The 18111-nt window shown below is 42.3% G+C and carries 18 protein-coding genes and 1 other annotated feature; of the genes, 15 read left to right on the top strand and 3 right to left on the bottom strand.

All coding sequences use genetic code 11. The features are described 5' to 3' along the window. Window positions 1-116 precede the first annotated feature (116 nt). The 11 genes from BT147_RS09845 to BT147_RS09795 all read left to right on the top strand — a co-directional run bounded on the left by BT147_RS09845 (window position 117) and on the right by BT147_RS09795 (window position 10224). Window positions 117-623: a YqeG family HAD IIIA-type phosphatase gene (locus tag BT147_RS09845; RefSeq protein ID WP_072334440.1), complete on the top strand. Its 507-nt coding sequence runs from the start codon at window positions 117-119 to the stop codon at window positions 621-623. Between the two features lie 11 nt (window positions 624-634). Further along, on the top strand, window positions 635-1741 hold the full coding sequence (yqeH, locus tag BT147_RS09840; protein WP_083426501.1) for a ribosome biogenesis GTPase YqeH: 1107 nt from the start codon (window positions 635-637) through the stop codon (window positions 1739-1741). Between the two features lie 18 nt (window positions 1742-1759). Beyond that, complete coding sequence (aroE, locus tag BT147_RS09835; protein ID WP_072334438.1) at window positions 1760-2596, top strand: shikimate dehydrogenase; 837 nt, start codon at window positions 1760-1762, stop codon at window positions 2594-2596. A gap of 14 nt (window positions 2597-2610) precedes the next feature. Next, window positions 2611-3195, top strand: coding sequence for a nicotinate-nucleotide adenylyltransferase (locus BT147_RS09830; protein WP_072334435.1), 585 nt, complete (start codon window positions 2611-2613; stop codon window positions 3193-3195). Then, a complete protein-coding gene (yqeK, locus tag BT147_RS09825; RefSeq protein ID WP_072334432.1) occupies window positions 3185-3775 on the top strand; it encodes a bis(5'-nucleosyl)-tetraphosphatase (symmetrical) YqeK in 591 nt (196 codons plus the stop codon). The genes BT147_RS09830 and yqeK overlap by 11 nt, the downstream gene beginning before the upstream one ends. After that, the gene (gene rsfS, locus BT147_RS09820; protein ID WP_083426500.1) at window positions 3772-4116 is read left to right on the top strand and encodes a ribosome silencing factor; all 345 of its coding nucleotides are present in this window, start codon (window positions 3772-3774) and stop codon (window positions 4114-4116) included. The genes yqeK and rsfS overlap by 4 nt, the downstream gene beginning before the upstream one ends. A 65-nt stretch (window positions 4117-4181) precedes the next feature. After that, window positions 4182-4408 (top strand) — a binding site (T-box leader). Window positions 4409-4471: 63 nt separating this feature from the next. Beyond that, entirely contained in the window at window positions 4472-6934 is a 2463-nt protein-coding gene (leuS, locus tag BT147_RS09815; protein WP_143187973.1) for a leucine--tRNA ligase, read from the top strand. 139 nt (window positions 6935-7073) lie between these two features. Continuing rightward, window positions 7074-7760: a response regulator transcription factor gene (locus BT147_RS09810; RefSeq protein ID WP_072334423.1), complete on the top strand. Its 687-nt coding sequence runs from the start codon at window positions 7074-7076 to the stop codon at window positions 7758-7760. Further along, window positions 7757-9106: a HAMP domain-containing sensor histidine kinase gene (locus BT147_RS09805; RefSeq protein WP_072334419.1), complete on the top strand. Its 1350-nt coding sequence runs from the start codon at window positions 7757-7759 to the stop codon at window positions 9104-9106. Before BT147_RS09810 ends, BT147_RS09805 begins: the two co-directional genes overlap by 4 nt. 149 nt (window positions 9107-9255) lie before the next feature. Continuing rightward, entirely contained in the window at window positions 9256-9516 is a 261-nt protein-coding gene (locus tag BT147_RS09800; protein WP_072334416.1) for a hypothetical protein, read from the top strand. A gap of 75 nt (window positions 9517-9591) precedes the next feature. Further along, the gene (locus BT147_RS09795) at window positions 9592-10224 is read left to right on the top strand and encodes a ComEA family DNA-binding protein (RefSeq protein WP_083426499.1); all 633 of its coding nucleotides are present in this window, start codon (window positions 9592-9594) and stop codon (window positions 10222-10224) included. Window positions 10225-10272: 48 nt separating this feature from the next. On the opposite strand, the gene BT147_RS09790 is transcribed toward BT147_RS09795, so the two are convergent. Further along, window positions 10273-11463 carry an ornithine--oxo-acid transaminase gene (locus tag BT147_RS09790; protein ID WP_072334413.1) on the bottom strand — a complete coding sequence of 397 codons (1191 nt, stop codon included), beginning with the start codon at window positions 11461-11463 and terminating at the stop codon, window positions 10273-10275. A gap of 218 nt (window positions 11464-11681) precedes the next feature. Here BT147_RS09790 and BT147_RS09785 point away from each other — a divergent pair, with 218 nt between their 5' ends. From BT147_RS09785 to holA, 4 genes are read left to right on the top strand one after another with little or no spacing between them, the layout of a single operon-like run. Next, window positions 11682-14096, top strand: coding sequence for a DNA internalization-related competence protein ComEC/Rec2 (locus BT147_RS09785; RefSeq protein ID WP_072334410.1), 2415 nt, complete (start codon window positions 11682-11684; stop codon window positions 14094-14096). Between the two features lies 1 nt (window position 14097). Then, window positions 14098-14658 carry an RNA polymerase sigma factor gene (locus BT147_RS09780; RefSeq protein WP_072334407.1) on the top strand — a complete coding sequence of 187 codons (561 nt, stop codon included), beginning with the start codon at window positions 14098-14100 and terminating at the stop codon, window positions 14656-14658. Further along, a complete protein-coding gene (locus BT147_RS09775; RefSeq protein WP_072334403.1) occupies window positions 14637-15263 on the top strand; it encodes a hypothetical protein in 627 nt (208 codons plus the stop codon). Before BT147_RS09780 ends, BT147_RS09775 begins: the two co-directional genes overlap by 22 nt. 26 nt (window positions 15264-15289) lie before the next feature. Further along, on the top strand, window positions 15290-16303 hold the full coding sequence (gene holA / locus BT147_RS09770; protein WP_083426497.1) for a DNA polymerase III subunit delta: 1014 nt from the start codon (window positions 15290-15292) through the stop codon (window positions 16301-16303). A 130-nt stretch (window positions 16304-16433) separates the two neighbouring features. On the opposite strand, the gene BT147_RS09765 is transcribed toward holA, so the two are convergent. Both BT147_RS09765 and BT147_RS09760 read right to left on the bottom strand, forming a co-directional pair. Further along, window positions 16434-17579, bottom strand: coding sequence for a site-specific integrase (locus tag BT147_RS09765; RefSeq protein WP_072334397.1), 1146 nt, complete (start codon window positions 17577-17579; stop codon window positions 16434-16436). Between the two features lie 12 nt (window positions 17580-17591). After that, the coding region (locus tag BT147_RS09760; protein ID WP_177239772.1) for a replication initiation factor domain-containing protein at window positions 17592-18111 on the bottom strand (520 nt) is incomplete at its 5' end.

Below are 18111 nucleotides of genomic sequence, written 5' to 3'. Positions count from 1 at the left end.
ACCTAATGGGAAGGCTTTGCGTCACCTTTTACAGATGTGTTATAGTTATGCCAAAAAGACTTGTAGGGTCGGTTGATCTTACTTGTTTTTGCTACAGATTGGACGGGATGTGAAGTATGTTTCGTCAGTTGGTACCGTATTCTTATGTTCCTTCGATTTACCATATCAATGTGGAGGAATTAAGAGGACACGGCGTAAAAGGAATGATTTTTGATTTAGATAATACGTTAGTGGAGTCAGATCGTCCGGATGCAACCCCGGAATTACTAGTGTGGTTAAAAGAAATAACAGGACAAGGCATTCAAGTCATTATTGTGTCTAACAATAATCAGGTAAGAGTACGAAATTTTGCTGAGCCGCTGGATATTCCGTTTATTCATGCTGCACGCAAACCTTTTTCTAGGGCATTTGTTAAGGCGTTATCACTTTTGAATACAAAACGCCATGAAACGGTTGTCGTGGGAGATCAACTGTTAACGGATGTGCTAGGTGGAAATCGAATGGGACTAAAGACCATCTTAGTTGTCCCTGTGTCAAAGCGTGAGGGTTTCTTCACAAAAGTGAATCGCTTAATTGAACGAGGCGCATTTCGTTGGATGAGGAAACGTGGTTATCTAGGTTAGGAGGAACTTCATTGATCGAGACAGAGCAGAATTATTGTGAAGGTTGTGGGGTGCGCATCCAGACGGAAGATGAAAGCCGTCCTGGTTATGCGCCTTCTTCTGCGTTAAAAAGAGAACATATTGTTTGTAAGCGTTGCTACCGAATTCGCCACTATAATGATATTGCGCCAGTGGAGCAGGATCCAGATGTCTATTTACAAAAGTTACAGGAGATCGCACACACGGATAGTTTAGTGGTATTAGTAGTGGATATTTTTGATTTAGCAGGTAGTTGGATTCAAGGAATTCACCGACATATTGGGAATAATCCGCTCCTACTGCTAGCGAATAAAATTGATCTGTTTCCCAAGTCGGTTAAGTGGGGGCGATTAAAAGATTGGGTGCGTGCAACTGCGAAGGAACTGGGTGTAGACCCGATTGAAATTGCGCTAACCTCTGCTGCAAAGGGAGAATATTTCCGTCAGACGGTGGAAGCGATTGAACATCATCGAAAAGGAAGAGATGTTTACATTATTGGTGTGACCAATGTAGGGAAATCCACTTTCGTCAATCGGTTGCTAAAAGAGTTTGGTGAGGAGGAAGAATATATTACTACTTCTCCGTACCCAGGTACGACACTAGACTCAATCTATATTCCACTAGAAGATGGAAAAGCGATTATCGATACTCCAGGAATTGTGCGGAAAGATCGAATGAGTGAATGGGTGACACCGAAAGAGCTACAGATCGTCATGCCACAATCCGGAATTAAGCCGAAGGTATTCCAATTAAATGAACAGCAGACGTTGTTTTTTGGTGGGTTAGTACGATTTGATTTCTTAGAAGGAGCGAAACAATCATTTGTTACCTACCTTTCGAATCGATTATATATTCACCGGACAAAATTGGAAAATGCAGATGAGATCCAAACAAAGCATCGTGGTAGTATCCTTACCCCTCCAGATGATCCGACTCAACTTCCTAAATGGCGGAAGCATCGGATTCAGCTAAACGGGAAGGAAAAGCAGGACATCGTAATTGCAGGCCTAGGTTGGATTGCTTGCGGACAAGATAGGGCTGTGATTGATGTGTGGGCACCGGAGGGTGTGCAGGTAGGGATTCGGCCGGCGATTATATAGGGGAGGAGTGAAGGGAGATTGAGATTGGGATTGATTGGAGATCCAGTAGGTCACTCTCGCTCGCCACAGATGATGCATGCGGCGTTTGCTCATATGGGCTTAACGGCTAGTTATGAGGCGATAGCTGTATCGAAAGAGTCGTTGTCTCAGGATATTCGTCAAGATCCCATTGTAGGATGGGATGGCTTTAATGTGACGATTCCTCATAAAGTGGGGGTCATGGGTTTATTGGATGATTTAGATGAATCAGCTCGGACGATTGGTGCAGTAAATACGGTAGTTGTGCGAGATCGAACTCGAATTGGATATAATACGGACGGAGTGGGATATCTTCGTTCGTTAGAACAAGAGACAGGGATTACGGTGAATGGTCAATCTGTCGTAATACTGGGAGCAGGCGGGGCAGCACGAGCTGTGGCTACGATTTTGGCTAAAGAGGGTATCGCTCAAATCCAGATCCTGAATCGTACTTACTCGAAAGCGGAGGAGCTAGCTAGTCATCTAGGACGATGGACTACAGCAAATGCTTGTTCATTGGAAGATGGGAAGGAAACTATCTGTCAAGCTAGCTTGCTAATCAATACCACATCGATCGGAATGTACCCAAATGTAGATCGACTTCCTATTCCAGAAGAATGGATTTTTCCGCATTTGTTAGTAAGTGACCTAATCTACAATCCTAAGGAAACCCTTTTCATCCAAAAGGCACGTCAAAAAGGGTGCCCAGTTCACTATGGACTAGGGATGCTCGTCCATCAAGCGGCACACGCACTCGAACTATGGACAGGCCAAAAAGCCCCCGTTGAAGTGATGTGGAGTGCATTGGAAAAGGCATTGATCGTGCAAAATACATAAATGAGGTGGCATCGATGCGAATTGGTATCATGGGTGGAACCTTTGATCCGATACATCATGGACATCTTTTAATCGCTGAACAAGCGAGAGAAGGAATGAACTTAGACCAGGTGTGGTTTGTCCCTGCAGGTGATCCACCACACAAGAGGCATAAAACCATTACTTCAGCAAAACATCGTCTGCATATGGTACAGCTGGCTATTAAAAATCATCCATGCTTTCAAGTGAAAGATATTGAAATCAAGAGATCAGGCCCTTCCTACACACTCTTAACCATTCAGGAATTTACGAAGCAGAATCCGGATGCCCATTTTTTTCTGATAATGGGTGAGGATATGGTGAAAAATTTACCAGAGTGGTATAAAATAGAGGAAATACTACAATATGTGCAGATTATTGGACTACATCGACCAGGCACGACGGAAGACGATATACCAGACTATGTAGATAAACATGTTTGTTGGATAGAAGATGCGGTTGAAATCAGATTGTCTTCTACTTTCATTCAAAAGCATGTATGTTTGGGAAAATCAATTCGTTACATGGTACCTGATTTAGTGGACCAATATATAAAGGAGAAAGGCTTGTATGGATCTTGATGTTTTATTGCAAGCTACCAAAAAGCAGTTAAAACCAGAACGCTTTGAACATACTTTGCGTGTAGTGGATACTGCAGTCGAATTGGCCAAGCGGTTTGGTGCGGATCCATCTAAAGCAAAGATTGCCTCCATTCTCCACGACTATTGTAAATTTTGGTCTCGTGAACAACTGACACAGTGGATTAAGCGATACCAATTGCCACTTGATCTGCTTCAATATCATAAGGAGATTTGGCATGCTCCTGTTGGTGCAGAAGTGGCTCGAGAAGAATTTGGCATAGTGGATGAAGATATTTTGCAATCCATTCGATCACATACGGTCGGCAGGCCTGATATGTCCATTCTTGAAAAAGTGGTGTATCTGGCTGATTACATCGAACCGGGGCGAAAATTTCCTGGGGTAGATGCAGTACGTAGATTGGCCGAGATTGATTTAGATGTAGCTGTGCTACAAGCAATGAATAATACGATACTGTTTTTACAATCACAAAATCAGCCGATTTACCCATTGGCGATTGCCGCTCGTGATGAGTTGAAACGAATGTTGTCTGGAAAGAGACTAAGGGAGGAATCTGTTTGAATTTGTTGCATCTAGCACAACTAGCAGCCACAGTTGCAGAGGATAAAAAAGCTCATAGTGTTACCATATTGGATATTCGCGGCCTTTCCGTTTTTGCTGACTATTTTGTAGTCTGCCACGGTAACTCTCAAACTCAGGTTCAAGCAATTGTAACAGGCATAAAAGAAAAAATGAATGAAGAAGGGATCCAAATCCGTGGAGTCGAAGGCTTCCAAGATGCACGGTGGGTACTTGTTGACCTTGGTGATGTAGTGGTTCATGTGTTTCACCGAGACGAAAGGGATTTCTACGATCTCGAACGCCTTTGGGGAGATGCTCCAAAAATCGATCTAGCTCAATAATGTTGTGGCAAAGTAGATTGACAATCCGAGTAAGGTTGCCTATAATGGCAGATAACTATTTATAGACGAAGGCTATGATAAAGGGTAGTAGTAAGACTGTTGCATTTCAGAGAATTGGCGGTTGGTGCAAGCCAATAATGCAAATCCTTATGAACTCACTTTATCGCTCTGTAAGTGAACTCTTGAGTAGCTTATAGCGTTTTGTCCGCGTTAAGGATCATGAAGTGAGGGTTGTTTTGTAATCCTAACTAGGGTGGTACCGCGAGAAGAAATCAAACCTCTCGTCCCTAGCTTGATCAAGCTAGGGACGAGAGGTTTTTCAGTGTAGAGAAAGATTCATTAGGAGGACGTGAAAATGGAATACATAGCAAAAGAAATTGAGCCGAAGTGGCAAGGATATTGGAAAGAGATACAGTTATATAAAACGGATCAGGATCTATCTAAGCCGAAGTATTACGCTTTAGAGCAATTTCCGTACCCTTCAGGTGAAGGTCTTCACATGGGACATATGCGGGTTTATTCGATTGGTGATGTAGTGGCCCGTTTTCGCCGCATGAACGGATATCGTGTTTTGCATCCTATGGGAGCGGATGCGTTTGGTTTGCCGGCAGAAAATGCAGCTATTGAACGGGGAGTAAATCCTAGGGAACTAACAATCCGCAATATGGAGAAAATCAGACGTGAGCAGGAATTAGTAGGTGTTTCCTATGATTGGGATCGTTATCTAGGTTCTTGTCTGCCTGATTACTATCAGTTTACACAATGGTTATTCTTGTTGTTTTATGAGAAGGGCTTGGCTTATCGCAAAAAAGCATCTGTTAATTGGTGTCCAAAATGTGCGACAGTACTTGCAAATGAACAAGTTGAGGATGGTTGTTGTTGGCGTTGTGATTCAGAGGTGACAAAGAAGGACTTAGAGCAATGGTTCTTACGTATTACAGACTACTCTGACCGTCTGATAGAAGGATTAGATCGTCTTCCGAAGTGGCCTGAACGGGTACGAACGATGCAACGAAATTGGATTGGAAAAAGTGAGGGAACGCATATTACGTTTACCGTTCCTGCATTGAACGAAGAGCCAATCACGGTATTTACAACACGAGCTGATACCTTGTATGGCGTTTCGTATATCGTGCTTGCACCGGAACATCCGTTAGTAGAGAAATTAATAACAGGAAAGCCACAAGAAGCGGAGATTCAAGACTTTGCCCAGCAGATGAAGAAGGCCACGGAAATTGAGCGTACCTCTACAGATGCAGAGAAAATGGGATACTTTACAGGAGCGTATGCGATTCATCCATTAACAGGGAAACAAATGCCGATTTGGGTGGCTAATTATGTGTTGATGGACTATGGAACAGGGGCCGTCATGGGTGTACCTGCGCATGATGAGCGCGACTTTTCGTTTGCCAAGAAGTATGATCTGCCCATTCAAATGGTAATAGGGCCGGTAGAGGGTCAATTGGAACTTCCTTTAGAGCAGGCATTTACAGAAGACGGCGTGTTAATGAACTCGGATCTATTTGATGGAATGGCGAATCGTGATGCGATCAAGGCGATTGCCGATCATTTAGAAGTAAAATCATTAGGCGGATCGACTGTAAACTATCGTTTGCGTGATTGGTTGATCTCCCGTCAACGTTACTGGGGAACGCCGATCCCGATTGTATACTGTGATGATTGTGGGACAGTCCCGATTCCAAAGGAACAATTGCCCGTTATATTGCCAGAAGACGTTGTATTCGATGGGAAGCGCAATCCCCTAACCACATCAGAGACATTTGCATATGCGACTTGTCCGAATTGTGGACATGAGAAAGCGCGACGTGAAACGGATACGATGGATACGTTTATGGATTCATCATGGTACTATTTGCGATTTACTGATTCAGCTAACGAAATGCTTCCTTTTGACTCGAAAAAGGCAAATGAGTGGATGGGCGTTGACGAGTATATTGGTGGTATTGAACATGCGGTACTCCATTTGCTATATTCTCGCTTCTTTACCAAAGTATTATTTGATGCGGGGATGGTTGATCAGGACGAGCCGTTCCATAGTTTGTTGACGCAAGGGATGGTTTTAAAAGGCGGTTTCAAGATGTCGAAATCCAAAGGGAATGGAGTTAGCCCATTGGAAATCATTGATAAGTACGGTGCTGATACGGCGCGTCTCTTCATCCTGTTTGCTGCACCGCCTGAGCGTGATTTGGAGTGGAGTGATAGTGGGGTAGAAGGTAGTTATCGTTTCTTGAACCGTGTATGGCGCCTGGTTGTCCAGCATCTTGATTTGTTTAAGCAAGAGTTGGCGGTTTCTCCTGAACTGAGCGGTTCGGCAAAAGAACTGCGCCGTTTACTGCATGCGACGATTAAGAAGGTAACGCATGAGATCGGGGAGCGGAATCATTTCAATACAGCGGTTAGTTCGATTATGGAACTTGTGAATGGGATTAACGCATACCCAGGTGATGCAGATCGTGCTGTATTGAAAGAGTCCCTAGAGAGTATGGTAGTCTTGCTGGCACCGTTTGTTCCACATATCACGGAAGAATTATGGCGATTGATTGGACATAATGATAGTGTGCATTTAGCTACATGGCCGAAAGCGGATGAATCGGCGCTGGTGCAGGATGAGGTCGAGATTGTCGTTCAGATCAATGGCAAAATGCGTGGTAAGATCGTGGTTCCAGCTGGAGCGGATCGTGCAGAAATCGAGAAAGAGGCGATAGGGCATCCCACGATTCAAATGTGGTTGGAAGAAACAACGGTACGAAAAGTGATTGTTGTGCCTGGGAAATTGATTAACATTGTCGCCAATTAACAACAATAGACCTAGATGGATTTCTACTAGGTCTATTTTATGAGTCTAGCGAATGACAACTCTTGGTAAAGGGATCACCATAAATCCACCAAATTTACTTTGTACAATAAGGTTATGAATAATAAAGGATGTGTTTCTCATGCAACATTCTCTTTTAGTTGTTGATGATGAACAAAAAGTACTTGACATTATATGTCCGTACCTAGAGCAAGAAGGATTTCGTGTCTCTTCCGCTACGACTGGAAATGAGGCAATTCGAAAAGTAGAGGAGATCAAACCTGATTTAGTGGTGCTAGATTGGATGCTCCCAGAGAAGAGTGGACTTGATATTTGCCGGGACATTCGGGGGATTTCTGGCATTGCCGTGATTATGCTAACAGCGAAAACGGAGGAAATGGACCGGGTATTAGGTTTAGAGATGGGCGCCGATGATTATATGACGAAGCCATTTAGTCTGCGGGAGCTTTCTGCACGAATTCGCTCTGTTCTTCGGCGAGTAAGTAGCAAAAAATCAGATGAAGAAGTTCTACAACGTGGAGATCTGCTCATTGATGTGGAAAAAGTGCGTGTGTGGAAGAATGAAGAAGAGGTTTTCTTAACAGCTGGAGAATTTCAAATCCTATATACACTGGCTAAGCGTCCGGGAGTGGTGTATAGTCGACTTCAATTATTACAGGCAACAACAGGGGATGCCTACATCAACTACGAAAGAAGTATTGATAGTCACGTCAGCCACTTGCGCAAAAAAATTGGTGATGGAGAGAGCGGTGTCCGCTACATTCAAACGGTTCATGGTCTAGGCTATCGTTTCCGAGAAGACCGATGAAAGTCAGGACAAAGCTACTCGTTTCGTTATTACTTCTCATTGTCTTTATGGGAACGGTTTATTATGGGATTTCCTATCTATATTCGAAAAATTTATTTTCCCAGTATGTGCAAGAGAGTCAGAAGGATTACGCAAAGCAACTTGCCAACTACTATAAGAAAAATGAATCATGGGTGGGTATTGAAAATTATATCAATAAAAAGCTTTTAGGTGAGAAGCAAAAAAGTTCATCCGAATGGGTTCGTGATATTAAAATTTATGATGCAGATCATCATTTGTTGGTATCCTTCAACGTCACGAATAATTCAGTGGAAGGCAAAACCCAAACAGATGAGTATCCCATACTTTATGGAGGAACTCAAGTTGGGATTGTACAGATTACAGGGACGACGCCAATCGGTCTTTTAATGGCGGAACAACAAGTATTTCGTACGATTTCATTTGGGACGCTGACTGGAATCATATGTACTTCCATAATCGCTTTGCTACTCGGAGCTTGGCTTACCAAAATTTTCACGAGACCTCTTGGGACGATTTTGCAAGGGATTCAAAGAGTGAAAGAAGGGGACCTACAAACGCAATTAAAGCTGGATATGCAGGATGAATTTGGAGAAGTCGCCAATTCATTTGATCTAATGACACAAAAGCTATATAAAACGGAGCAGGCTAGGACTCATCTCGTGGCGGATGTGGCACATGAGCTTCGAACCCCCCTAACGATTATTCAAGGACAGCTTGAGTTAATCCAACAAGGAATTAAGCCAGCGGAGCCTTCTGCCTTGCTACCGATTCAAGATGAAGTAGCCCGCTTAACTCGGCTGGTTCAAGATTTGCATCAGTTATCGTTGGCAGAAGTAGGGAAGCTACCTTTGGAGAAAAAGACGGTATCGTTGCACCAATTATTGGAGCAGATTACAAGTATGTATCAATTTGAAGCAGAAGAGCGGAAGATCCAATTACGGTTTGAAACAGAGCTCGAAGATGGGGCATCATATGTGCAGATCGATCCAAATCGGATTACGCAAGTGATTGTGAACCTATTGTCGAACGCGTTTGCCTATACCCCAGAAGAAGGGAAAATCCTTGTTACTTTAGAGAAATCGTTAGTAGGTGGTCTTCTCATAAGGGTTATGGATACCGGCTCGGGTATTGATGCGGAACACCTTCCTTATTTATTTGATCGTTTTTATCGAGCGGATAAGAATCGATCTAGACAAGAAGGTGGGACTGGTCTTGGACTTGCGATTGCGAAGGAGTTTGTAGAGGCACATGGGGGTACGATCACGGTAGCCAGCGAGAAGGGTAGAGGAACTTGCTTTAAGATTCATGTTCCCATAAAGGGATAGATTGATTCCAGTAGACATTGTTCTACTGGTTTTTTATTTTTTAAAAATTGAAACAAAAATGGTTTTTTGGTAGTATAAGGAAAGAAGTTGTCTAGTAGCTCTTTATCTGCACGTTCATATATCACATTTTTGCGAAAGAGTGGGTAAATATGTCCGAGATAAAGTTTTGGTACGACGAGTCGATTGAACGTCTTATCATCCTTAACTTAGATAACCAGAAGCGGGTGGTGTACCGTAGTAAGAAGAGGATTGAAAAATTCCTAAGCACATATGATCTAGCTTTATCTAGTTGCAAAGGCGTGTTTCTGGATGTGGATCGGGTAGGTGTGTTTAAGGCTGGGGAACGAGAATTTTTTCCATTTAGATGGCCTCGAAAAAAAGATGATATAGTTAGTGAAACAGTTGAATAAAGAAAGCTGGGACAAGCCTTTGCAGGGTTTGTCTTTTTGTTTGAGGAAATATATGGATATAGGAGGTTGGACGGCATGTTATCCAGATGGACAGATCGAGAGAAAAAGCTAGTAGTGGCGTTAAGTGTAGCGGTTTTGTGCTTGTTGGCAGTTCTTCTATTTAGAGGGGAGGGGTGGCTTAGTGCAGAAGGCTTGCCTGTGAAAAATGTAGAGAAATCTCAAGATTGGCTTGATCAAAACGAGAAGATGGCATTGGTTCCCCCAAAGCGAGAAAGTGTACAACTATTCGTTGTAGATGTAAAAGGTGCAGTCAAAAAGCCTGGGATTTATCAATTTAAAAAAGCAACTAGGCTATACGAAGTGATTGAAACTGCGGGTGGAAGTACGGATGATGCAGATTTAAAAAAAGTAAACTTGGCTCAAGAAATTGCGGATGGTTCGGTACTATATATCCCTCGGAAGGGTGAGGAGAGTCAGCCGTTAGTGGGGCAATCCGATTTCAGTGATAAAAATGGCAAGATTGCGATTAATTCGGCGAATAGTACAGAATTAGAAGAACTACCGGGGGTGGGAGCGGCAAAAGCCGAAGCCATCATTCAATACCGAGATAAAAACGGGCCTTTTAAACGAGTGGCAGATATTGCGAAGGTTCCAGGGATTGGAGAGAAGTTATTAGCACGTTTTAAGGATAAAATTACGGTTCCATAAAAAGAAGCTCTTGCCAATTTGTTTGGCGAGAGCTTCTTTTTATGATGGTTAGGCCATGATTTTCCGTACTTTTTCTAATGCAAGGTCTAGCTCTTCTTTAGTAATCGTGAGCGGTGGTGCAAATCGGATTGTGTTATCATGAGTCTCTTTACAAAGAAGCCCTTCTGCCATCAATGCTTCGCAGTATGGACGAGCTTTTTCGTGTAGCTCCATTCCGATAAACAAGCCTTTTCCACGTACTTCTTTTATAATTGGATTTTGAATCTTTTCGAGCTCTTGTTTAAAGTATTCGCCTAGTTCGCGAGAACGCTTTGGAAGTTCATCCTCAGCTAGTACATCTAGAGCGGCGATGGCAACAGCACACGCAAGTGGATTACCGCCGAAGGTAGAACCATGGGAGCCTGGCTCAAATACACCAAGGATATCGGTGTTTGCGGCTACTGCAGAGATTGGCATGACACCACCACCAAGCGCTTTTCCCATGATATACATATCAGGATGTACCTCTTCCCAATCACATGCAAACGCTTGTCCAGTACGACCGAATCCAGTTTGGATCTCATCAGCTACAAACAATACGTTGTTTTCTTTACAGATTTCAAGAGCTGATTTTAGATAGCCAGCCGGAGGAACGATTACGCCCGCTTCCCCTTGGATTGGCTCTAAGATAAAGCCAGCTGTATTAGGTGTGATAGCGGCTTTCAAGGCTTCTAAATCCCCATAAGGTACAAGCTTAAATCCGGGAGTGAGTGGACCAAATCCGCGTGTGTACTCAGGGTTGGAAGATAGAGAGACAGTTGTGATAGTACGTCCGTGGAAGTTATCTTCACATACGATAATTTCTGCTTGATTATCTGGAACTTTCTTTACATCATAAGCCCAGCGACGAACAGTTTTGATAGCGGTTTCAACCGCTTCCGCACCTGTATTCATCGGCAGAATCATTTCCTTGCCGGTTAGTTCGGATAATTTTTCATAAAAAGTACCTAGTTGTGCATTGTGAAAGGCGCGAGAAGTTAATGTGATTTGATCCGCTTGATCTTTTAATGCTTGAATTAAACGTGGATGGCGGTGACCATGATTTAATGCAGAATAAGCGGAGAGCATGTCCATATAACGATTGCCGTCTGCATCCTCCACCCAAACTCCTTCTCCGTGGGTGAGAACAATCGGTAGTGGATGGTAGTTTCGTGCGCCATATTTTTCTGTTAAATCGATTAGATCTTTATTCTTCGACATAATGAACCCCCTGTTCAGATTACTATTCCCCTATATTGTATGGAACTTACTTGCTAAGATCAATCAAATGTATGTTCACTCATAGGCGTGCATAAAGTTGAGATGATTTATGTCTATAGATGATGAAAGTTGTATAAAAAGAATGTCAAAAGAAGGAAAAATTTAGGTAATAGAAGAAGAGAAATAGAGTAGAGATGATACAGAAAGTAGCGAAGTAGATGAATCGCCCTCTTGTCAAAGTGGTAATTGGCTGGTTAATGGGTGTTCTGTGTGTGGTGCTTACAGGTAGTCAATGGCTCTTGTATGCATGTGGTTTTATAACTGTTCTGGTTTCGGGAGTTATTTTTATAACGAGTAAGGTTCGTCGTTCTTATTTGCTACTAGCCTTGACATGTATGGTGAGTGGATTTGTTTACTCGGTTACGATGCTCCAAAATGTTTCCGAACTTCCAGTTACCCTAGATGAAGATCTCCTTGTGATAGGCACCATCGAGTCAAAACCAATTCGAGATGGTGACCAATTACGCTTTGATTTACAACTATCCCAAATTCGACATCAAAGTCAGTGGGTATACACGAAGGAACGTATAAGAGTTGTCATCAAGTTAACATCATTTGAACAATGGAAGCAGTCTAAGCAAGTAAGAAGAGGGTGGGTGATCCAATCACCTCTGCAAATGGAGCGTCCTCCTCTACCTAGAAATCCCGGAGCATTTAACTATCGAGACTATTTGCAACAACAATCTATCTTTTGGGTTGGTAAAGCGACAGGTTTGCATAACCTCAAACGGGTCGGAATAGAAAACTCACTGCTGACATGGATTGATCGAACTCATCAATTGCTTAGTGATCAGATAGAGAGTCTATATGCAGATATAGAGGTTCAGGGATTTATGAAAGGGCTTCTTCTTGGGGATCGTGATGATGTTCCAATGGAATGGGAGCAGCAATATCAAACTCTTGGTCTTGTACATATTCTTTCGATTTCAGGGTTTCATGTGAGTTTGCTAGTAGCGACCCTATTTTTGATGCTTCGATATGTAGGGATTACCCGTGAGAAGTCGGCATGGCTGATTCTGAGCTTTTTACCCTTCTATGTATTGCTTACAGGAGCTGAACCGCCGATTGTAAGAGCGGGTATCGTATCGGGAATGATGTGTCTCGCTATTGCTTGGCGAAAGGAGAAGGATATTCTCTCCTTTTTATGCCTTGCTGCGATGATACAACTTTGTTTTGAACCACTTTTGATTTTTAATCCAGGTTTTCAACTTAGTTATGTGGTAACTGCCGGTTTAATCGTGGGTACAACCCCACTTGCTGAGCGTTTTCCATATGGATATGAGTGGCTTCGATACACCATTGCTGGAGCTAGTGTTGCACAAGCGGCTTCGTTTCCTTTGTTGGTTTATTATTTTCACGAAAGTTCCCTTTTTTCGCTGATGGCGAATGTGGTGTTTGCCCCCTTTTTTAGCGTAGTTGTCTTGCCAATTGGATATGGAAGTTTACTCGTATCCTTCTTTGTACTTCCAATTGGAGCCTGGCTTTCCCAAGGATTGACTTGGATCATTCAAGCGAGTCAAAGCGGGGTGGAATGGATACAGCAGTTTGATGGGCATCTATTTTCATTTGCCCATCCGAGTTGGATTTGGTTACTCATTTATACCCTATTGATGATAGGGAGCTGGTGGGCTTGGGTAAGTGTTCGCTATTTCCATTCTAAGATTCCATGGGTGATAAGTTGTGTGTGGGTTTGTTGGATTGGGTTAGGTATTTATGGAGAATTAGAGATATATCCCCATCATGAAATTACCATGATTGATGTAGGACAAGGCGATGCCTTTTTCATTCGGACCAAGTCTGGAAAGTCCATTTTAATTGATGGTGGTGGCAGGCTACCTTATCCCCAACAAGAATGGCAAGAAAGGAGAGATCCGTTTGATATAGGTGAGGATGTCGTGGTTCCGTTTCTCGCATATCGAGGCGTGAACCGGATTGATCTACTTGTCTCCACACACGGTGATGCGGATCATATTCAGGGATTAGGTGCTGTGGTCAGGCGATTTTCGGTAGAGAAAGTTATTCGGAATCCATTATCTACCATCTCGAAACTGGAGAAGGATTGGATTAGGGAAGTCAGAGAGCGTGATATAGCGATTTACACAGTTCCTATGGGGCAGGTGTGGGAGGTAGAACCAGGTGTCTCGATTACCTTTCTCTATCCTGATTTAGGTGATAAGGAATTATATGAAGGAACGTCCAATAATGCAGGGCTGGTACTCCTGTTTACAATCGATCAGAAACATATTTTATTTACAGGTGATATTGAAAAACATGCTGAAGAAAAACTTCTCCAGGCATGGAATCTACCAAAGATAGATATATATAAAGTAGCCCATCATGGTAGTAGGACTTCTAGTACAGAAGCATTTATTCACCAGATTCGGCCGCGATATGCGTTAGTTTCGGCTGGAGAGAAGAATCTTTACGGCCATCCATCTCCTGAGGTCATAGGGAGATTACAAAAAGTAGGCACAAAAGTCTATAGGACGGATTGGATGGGTGCAGTCACGATTCGCATTAATGAAGAAGAGGTTCAATTTTCATCCATGTTGCAAGAAAAAGGGAGAGAGTGATTTGATAGAGCAGTTTCAAAGGGCACAAGGTGGTTGTCGGAATTCAACAAAAGATTTCTTGCATCATTTAGAACAGACTTTTTACCAAACTGCCTACTACGTAACCGAAAGGCAACAAGATGCGATGGACGCTACACAGAAGGCCTTGGTTTATGTATATAGACATCTTAAAGAGATCCAAGTAAGCGATATAGAAGAGAAGCAACAAGTGTGGGAACAAAAGGTAATTGTACAAGCATGCTTTGATTTGTCTAAGCAGCGCTCTAAAGTGGTTTCGATGTTGCCCCATCTGACAAGAGATAACCTAGTGAAAAAGCTCCCCGGAAATGTTAGTTTCGTTGCTAGTTTGAAGAGAGCTATATATGAACTACCTGAGCGTCCTCGATTCATATTAGTCTTGCGCTACATTCAAAATCTAACGATTCAAGAGATCGCAGAAGTCTTAGGGATTCCGGTAGAGTCAGTGAAGAAGCAACTATATCGTGCTCGTAAGCAGCTACAAGAATGGCTGAGTGACTACCAAGAAGGAGGACTTTTCCAATGGCAAATACACAAATCGTAGATCTACTACAGAGGGATTTAGATCAAGAATTGACCAGTACAGACCAACAATATTTAGATGTATATCTTGCTAATTCTCCTGAAGATGCTGCCATGGCAAGTCGATTTCAACAGTTAGTCTTCGAACTATCTAACTTATGTAAGGTAACCCCTGTGCTTCCACTTACGGAAATGGTGCTGGAACAAATGGAAGAGGAAGAGCGACAACAGCAAAGAGCCCAACTTTTAAAGCGATGGAAGATAGCCAGTATCGGGATTGGCATTGTGGTCATATTGTTGACAGCAGTGATCGCTTTCGTGCCAATTGGAACGACATCTTGGCCTATGAAAATCCTCGTGAATCCCCGTCTTTTTACTGAGAGTGTGAAGAAAGGTGGAATTCTCTCTCCTGATAAAGACTTAGTGGCATTATGGGACGAGAAAAATCAAATACAAGTTTATGATAAAAAGGGAAATGAAGCGATTCCCAAACAAAGCATGGTTAGTGCGAAAGATCCTAAGATCGAGTGGCGTAATAACGATCGGCTCATCGTAAAATTTACTGATTCAGTAGGAGGACTTGTTACATTTGAGTTTCCAGTAGAAACGAATGTTAAGAAGCGATAAAATTAAGGGATGAAGAGGTGAATGAAATGGATCGCAAAATACTACAAGACATCAAGATAAACCAAATTCATCCTGTTTATTTTTTGTATGGAGAAGAAGAGTTTTTGCTGGAAGAAACACTAGACTGGATTAGGCAACAATTATGTGGGCGCAGTACTGGGGACAGAGAATGGAATGAGGTAGTTTTTGATCTTGATGAGACACCCATTCAATCTGTGCTACAAGAATTGGAGACTCCCTCTTTCTTCGGAGATCGTAGATGGATTATAGCAAGGAATGCCTCATTTTTTGGTAACCATAAAAGTAAAGTGGAGCACGATCTTGATTTATTTCTCGAATATATAAAAGATCCCCACCCAGATAATATATTGATTTTGACTATGTTAGGGTCTTCCCTTGATAAACGAAAGAAAGTAGTAAAGCAGATAGAGAAGGTTGCTAAAGTCTTAAAGTTTGACCCCTTAGAGGGGCAGGGTTTACATAAATTTGTTGCAAAGAGGTTCCAATTATTGCAAGTGCAAGTTGATAGGGAAGTGATCAATCGGTTAATTGAGCTGGTTGGAAATCATCTAAGGCTCCTGGCTCAAGAATGTCAAAAGGTAGCTCTATTTGCAGGAAAACAAGGTGTCGTCACGTTAGATCAGGTTGATCAACTAGTGGTACGGACATTAGAGCAGGATGTATTTCGTCTAACAGATCAGATGGGGAAACATAATAAAGAAAATGCGATCCAAATCTACCGTGATCTCGTCTTTCAAAAAGAAGATCCTATTAAAATCTTAGCCTTGATTACAAGACAGCTCCGCATCATGTTACAAGGTAAACTACTAGCACAAACGGGGAAAAATGAAAAAGAGATAGCGAGTCTCTTAAAACTTCATCCCTATCCAGTGAAGCTTGCTCTACAGCGAGGAAATTCATATTCGGAAGAGCAACTTAAGGTGCTACTAGAACTGGCGATTGAAGCGGACCAAGACATTAAGTCGAATCGAATCATCGATAAAGAATTTGCTGTGGAGCGCCTACTCCTAAGAATGTGATGTGCTACAGTAAATCTAAAACACAAAAGCCTTGAACAACAAGGCCTTTTTTCATTTCATTGTATATCAATCAACTATGAAATACTGATATTGCAAACAAATTGCAAACACAATGATTAGATTACGTGTTTTATTCGTCAGATAAAAACATTTTCTCAAATCGCTCTACCGCTTCTTGTTGCATGTTAGGAAGTACGTGACTATAAGTATCCATGGTAAGACGTATATCAGAGTGACCTAATCTTTCGGCTACTATTTTAGGGTGCTCACCTTGTTGCAACATCAGAGTAGCATGTGTATGACGAAGGTCATGAAAACGAATATTAGGAAGGTCTGCTTTCTTTAATATTGATTTAAAATACTTCCATAAATCAGATGGGCTAACAGGCTTACCGATCGAAGTTGTTACAACTAAACCGTGATCATGATAAAGTGCTCCTAGCTTTATTTTTTCTTTACTTTGGAGTAGTTTGTGTTCCTCCAATGCTTGTACTACTAGTGAAGGCAAGGGGACTGATCTGATACTTCCTGAGGTTTTCGGTTCTTGTAATACACGTTTACCATCTACAAGAGCTAAGCTTTTCCGTACACTAAGCATTTTTTCTTCCAAAGCAACATCATTCCATCGCAAACCCAGAATCTCTCCTTTTCTTAGCCCTGTTGTAATTCCCAATAAAAAGGCTATATAGAGACGATGGCCTTTAGCATAAGTCAAAAATCGCTTTACCTCTTCAGCACCAAATGTTGCATTTTCCCTCTTCCGAATTTTAGGAGGGTCGCTTAATTTTGCTACGTTACGGTTAATCAATTGCCATTTAACTGCATGTTCTAAAGCTTTTTGTAAAACAGTGTGCATATATTGGATCGTACTTGCTGCCAAACCACCCTTGCCATCAACCCGACCACTTTCTAGCTTGTTGTTGTAAAATCGTTGTATGTGAGTTGCTTGTAGTTCTTGCAAAGTAAGTGAACCTAGATGTGGTGCGATATGTGTTCTGATTGCAAATCGATATGAAGAGAATGTAGTAGGTCTAACAGCTCCTCTTGCATAATCCTCTAGCCAGTTTTCTAGATACTCTCCCAAAGTTACCTTGTTTGGTTCTACAAAAATCCCATTTTCGATTTCGTTGATAGCTTTGTTTAATTCTCGCTCTGCTTCCTTTTTTGTTTTGAAACTACGAGACCATTTCTGTTTTCGTTTCCCTGTTGTCAGGTCTCTCCCAATACTAAGAACATAGACCCAACCTTTTCCACGTTTGCGTACATGACCTCTCATTTTAGTACCTCCTTAGACAGCTTCTGATTTGGATGGTTCTTGGTTAACACGAGTTATACTTGTCAATTGCTTCAACCGCTCATCCCTAACTTGCTGGGCATCCTTGTATTGAGCAATCATAATGAAATCCTGCTCTTTCAAACGCTTAACCGCTTTTTGTACCAACTCCAGCAAGAACTCTTCGGATTCTGCCTTCACGATGGTTGCGAGAGTAGGCGTTACTTGACGATCTAACCAACTAAGTTTCGTTTCAACGGTTCTTTCTTTTGGTAGTTCTGTAAGCTTGATTTTGGCTGCGTCTCCAATAAAGCGTTCCCACTTCTTCCAAGTCTTCCAACGGCTTTTATTGCTATCGGTTCCCTTCGTTGTAAAGCGGACATAGTAGTTTAAAACACCCGTTACGATCTCGCCTGCATCCACTTCATTTGCGATCAACCAAGCTACTTTAACGGCTCTTTCGTCCTTTAGTTCCAGTTCGGTACGATTCCAAAACTTGATCCCTTCTAATTCGCTCTCATTTCCGTCCTTCAGG

Source organism: Thermoactinomyces sp. DSM 45891, from assembly GCF_900119485.1.
Taxonomy (GTDB): Bacteria; Bacillota; Bacilli; order Thermoactinomycetales; family Thermoactinomycetaceae; genus Baia.
The sequence above is the reverse complement of the archived record's forward strand: the minus strand, read 5'-3'. Positions and strand labels throughout refer to the sequence as shown.

Bases quoted from the DNA above. Each gene is read 5' to 3' on its own strand.
- BT147_RS09845 (WP_072334440.1), top strand. From the start codon at position 117: ATGTTTCGTCAGTTGGTACCGTATTCTTATGTTCCTTCGATTTACCAT.
- BT147_RS09810 (WP_072334423.1), top strand. From the start codon at position 7,074: ATGCAACATTCTCTTTTAGTTGTTGATGATGAACAAAAAGTACTTGAC.
- yqeK (WP_072334432.1), top strand. From the start codon at position 3,185: ATGGATCTTGATGTTTTATTGCAAGCTACCAAAAAGCAGTTAAAACCA.
- BT147_RS09790 (WP_072334413.1), bottom strand. From the start codon at position 11,463: ATGTCGAAGAATAAAGATCTAATCGATTTAACAGAAAAATATGGCGCA.
- holA (WP_083426497.1), top strand. From the start codon at position 15,290: ATGGATCGCAAAATACTACAAGACATCAAGATAAACCAAATTCATCCT.
- BT147_RS09795 (WP_083426499.1), top strand. From the start codon at position 9,592: ATGTTATCCAGATGGACAGATCGAGAGAAAAAGCTAGTAGTGGCGTTA.
- BT147_RS09805 (WP_072334419.1), top strand. From the start codon at position 7,757: ATGAAAGTCAGGACAAAGCTACTCGTTTCGTTATTACTTCTCATTGTC.
- BT147_RS09785 (WP_072334410.1), top strand. From the start codon at position 11,682: ATGAATCGCCCTCTTGTCAAAGTGGTAATTGGCTGGTTAATGGGTGTT.
- leuS (WP_143187973.1), top strand. From the start codon at position 4,472: ATGGAATACATAGCAAAAGAAATTGAGCCGAAGTGGCAAGGATATTGG.
- BT147_RS09800 (WP_072334416.1), top strand. From the start codon at position 9,256: ATGTCCGAGATAAAGTTTTGGTACGACGAGTCGATTGAACGTCTTATC.
- BT147_RS09775 (WP_072334403.1), top strand. From the start codon at position 14,637: ATGGCAAATACACAAATCGTAGATCTACTACAGAGGGATTTAGATCAA.
- BT147_RS09830 (WP_072334435.1), top strand. From the start codon at position 2,611: ATGCGAATTGGTATCATGGGTGGAACCTTTGATCCGATACATCATGGA.
- BT147_RS09765 (WP_072334397.1), bottom strand. From the start codon at position 17,579: ATGAGAGGTCATGTACGCAAACGTGGAAAAGGTTGGGTCTATGTTCTT.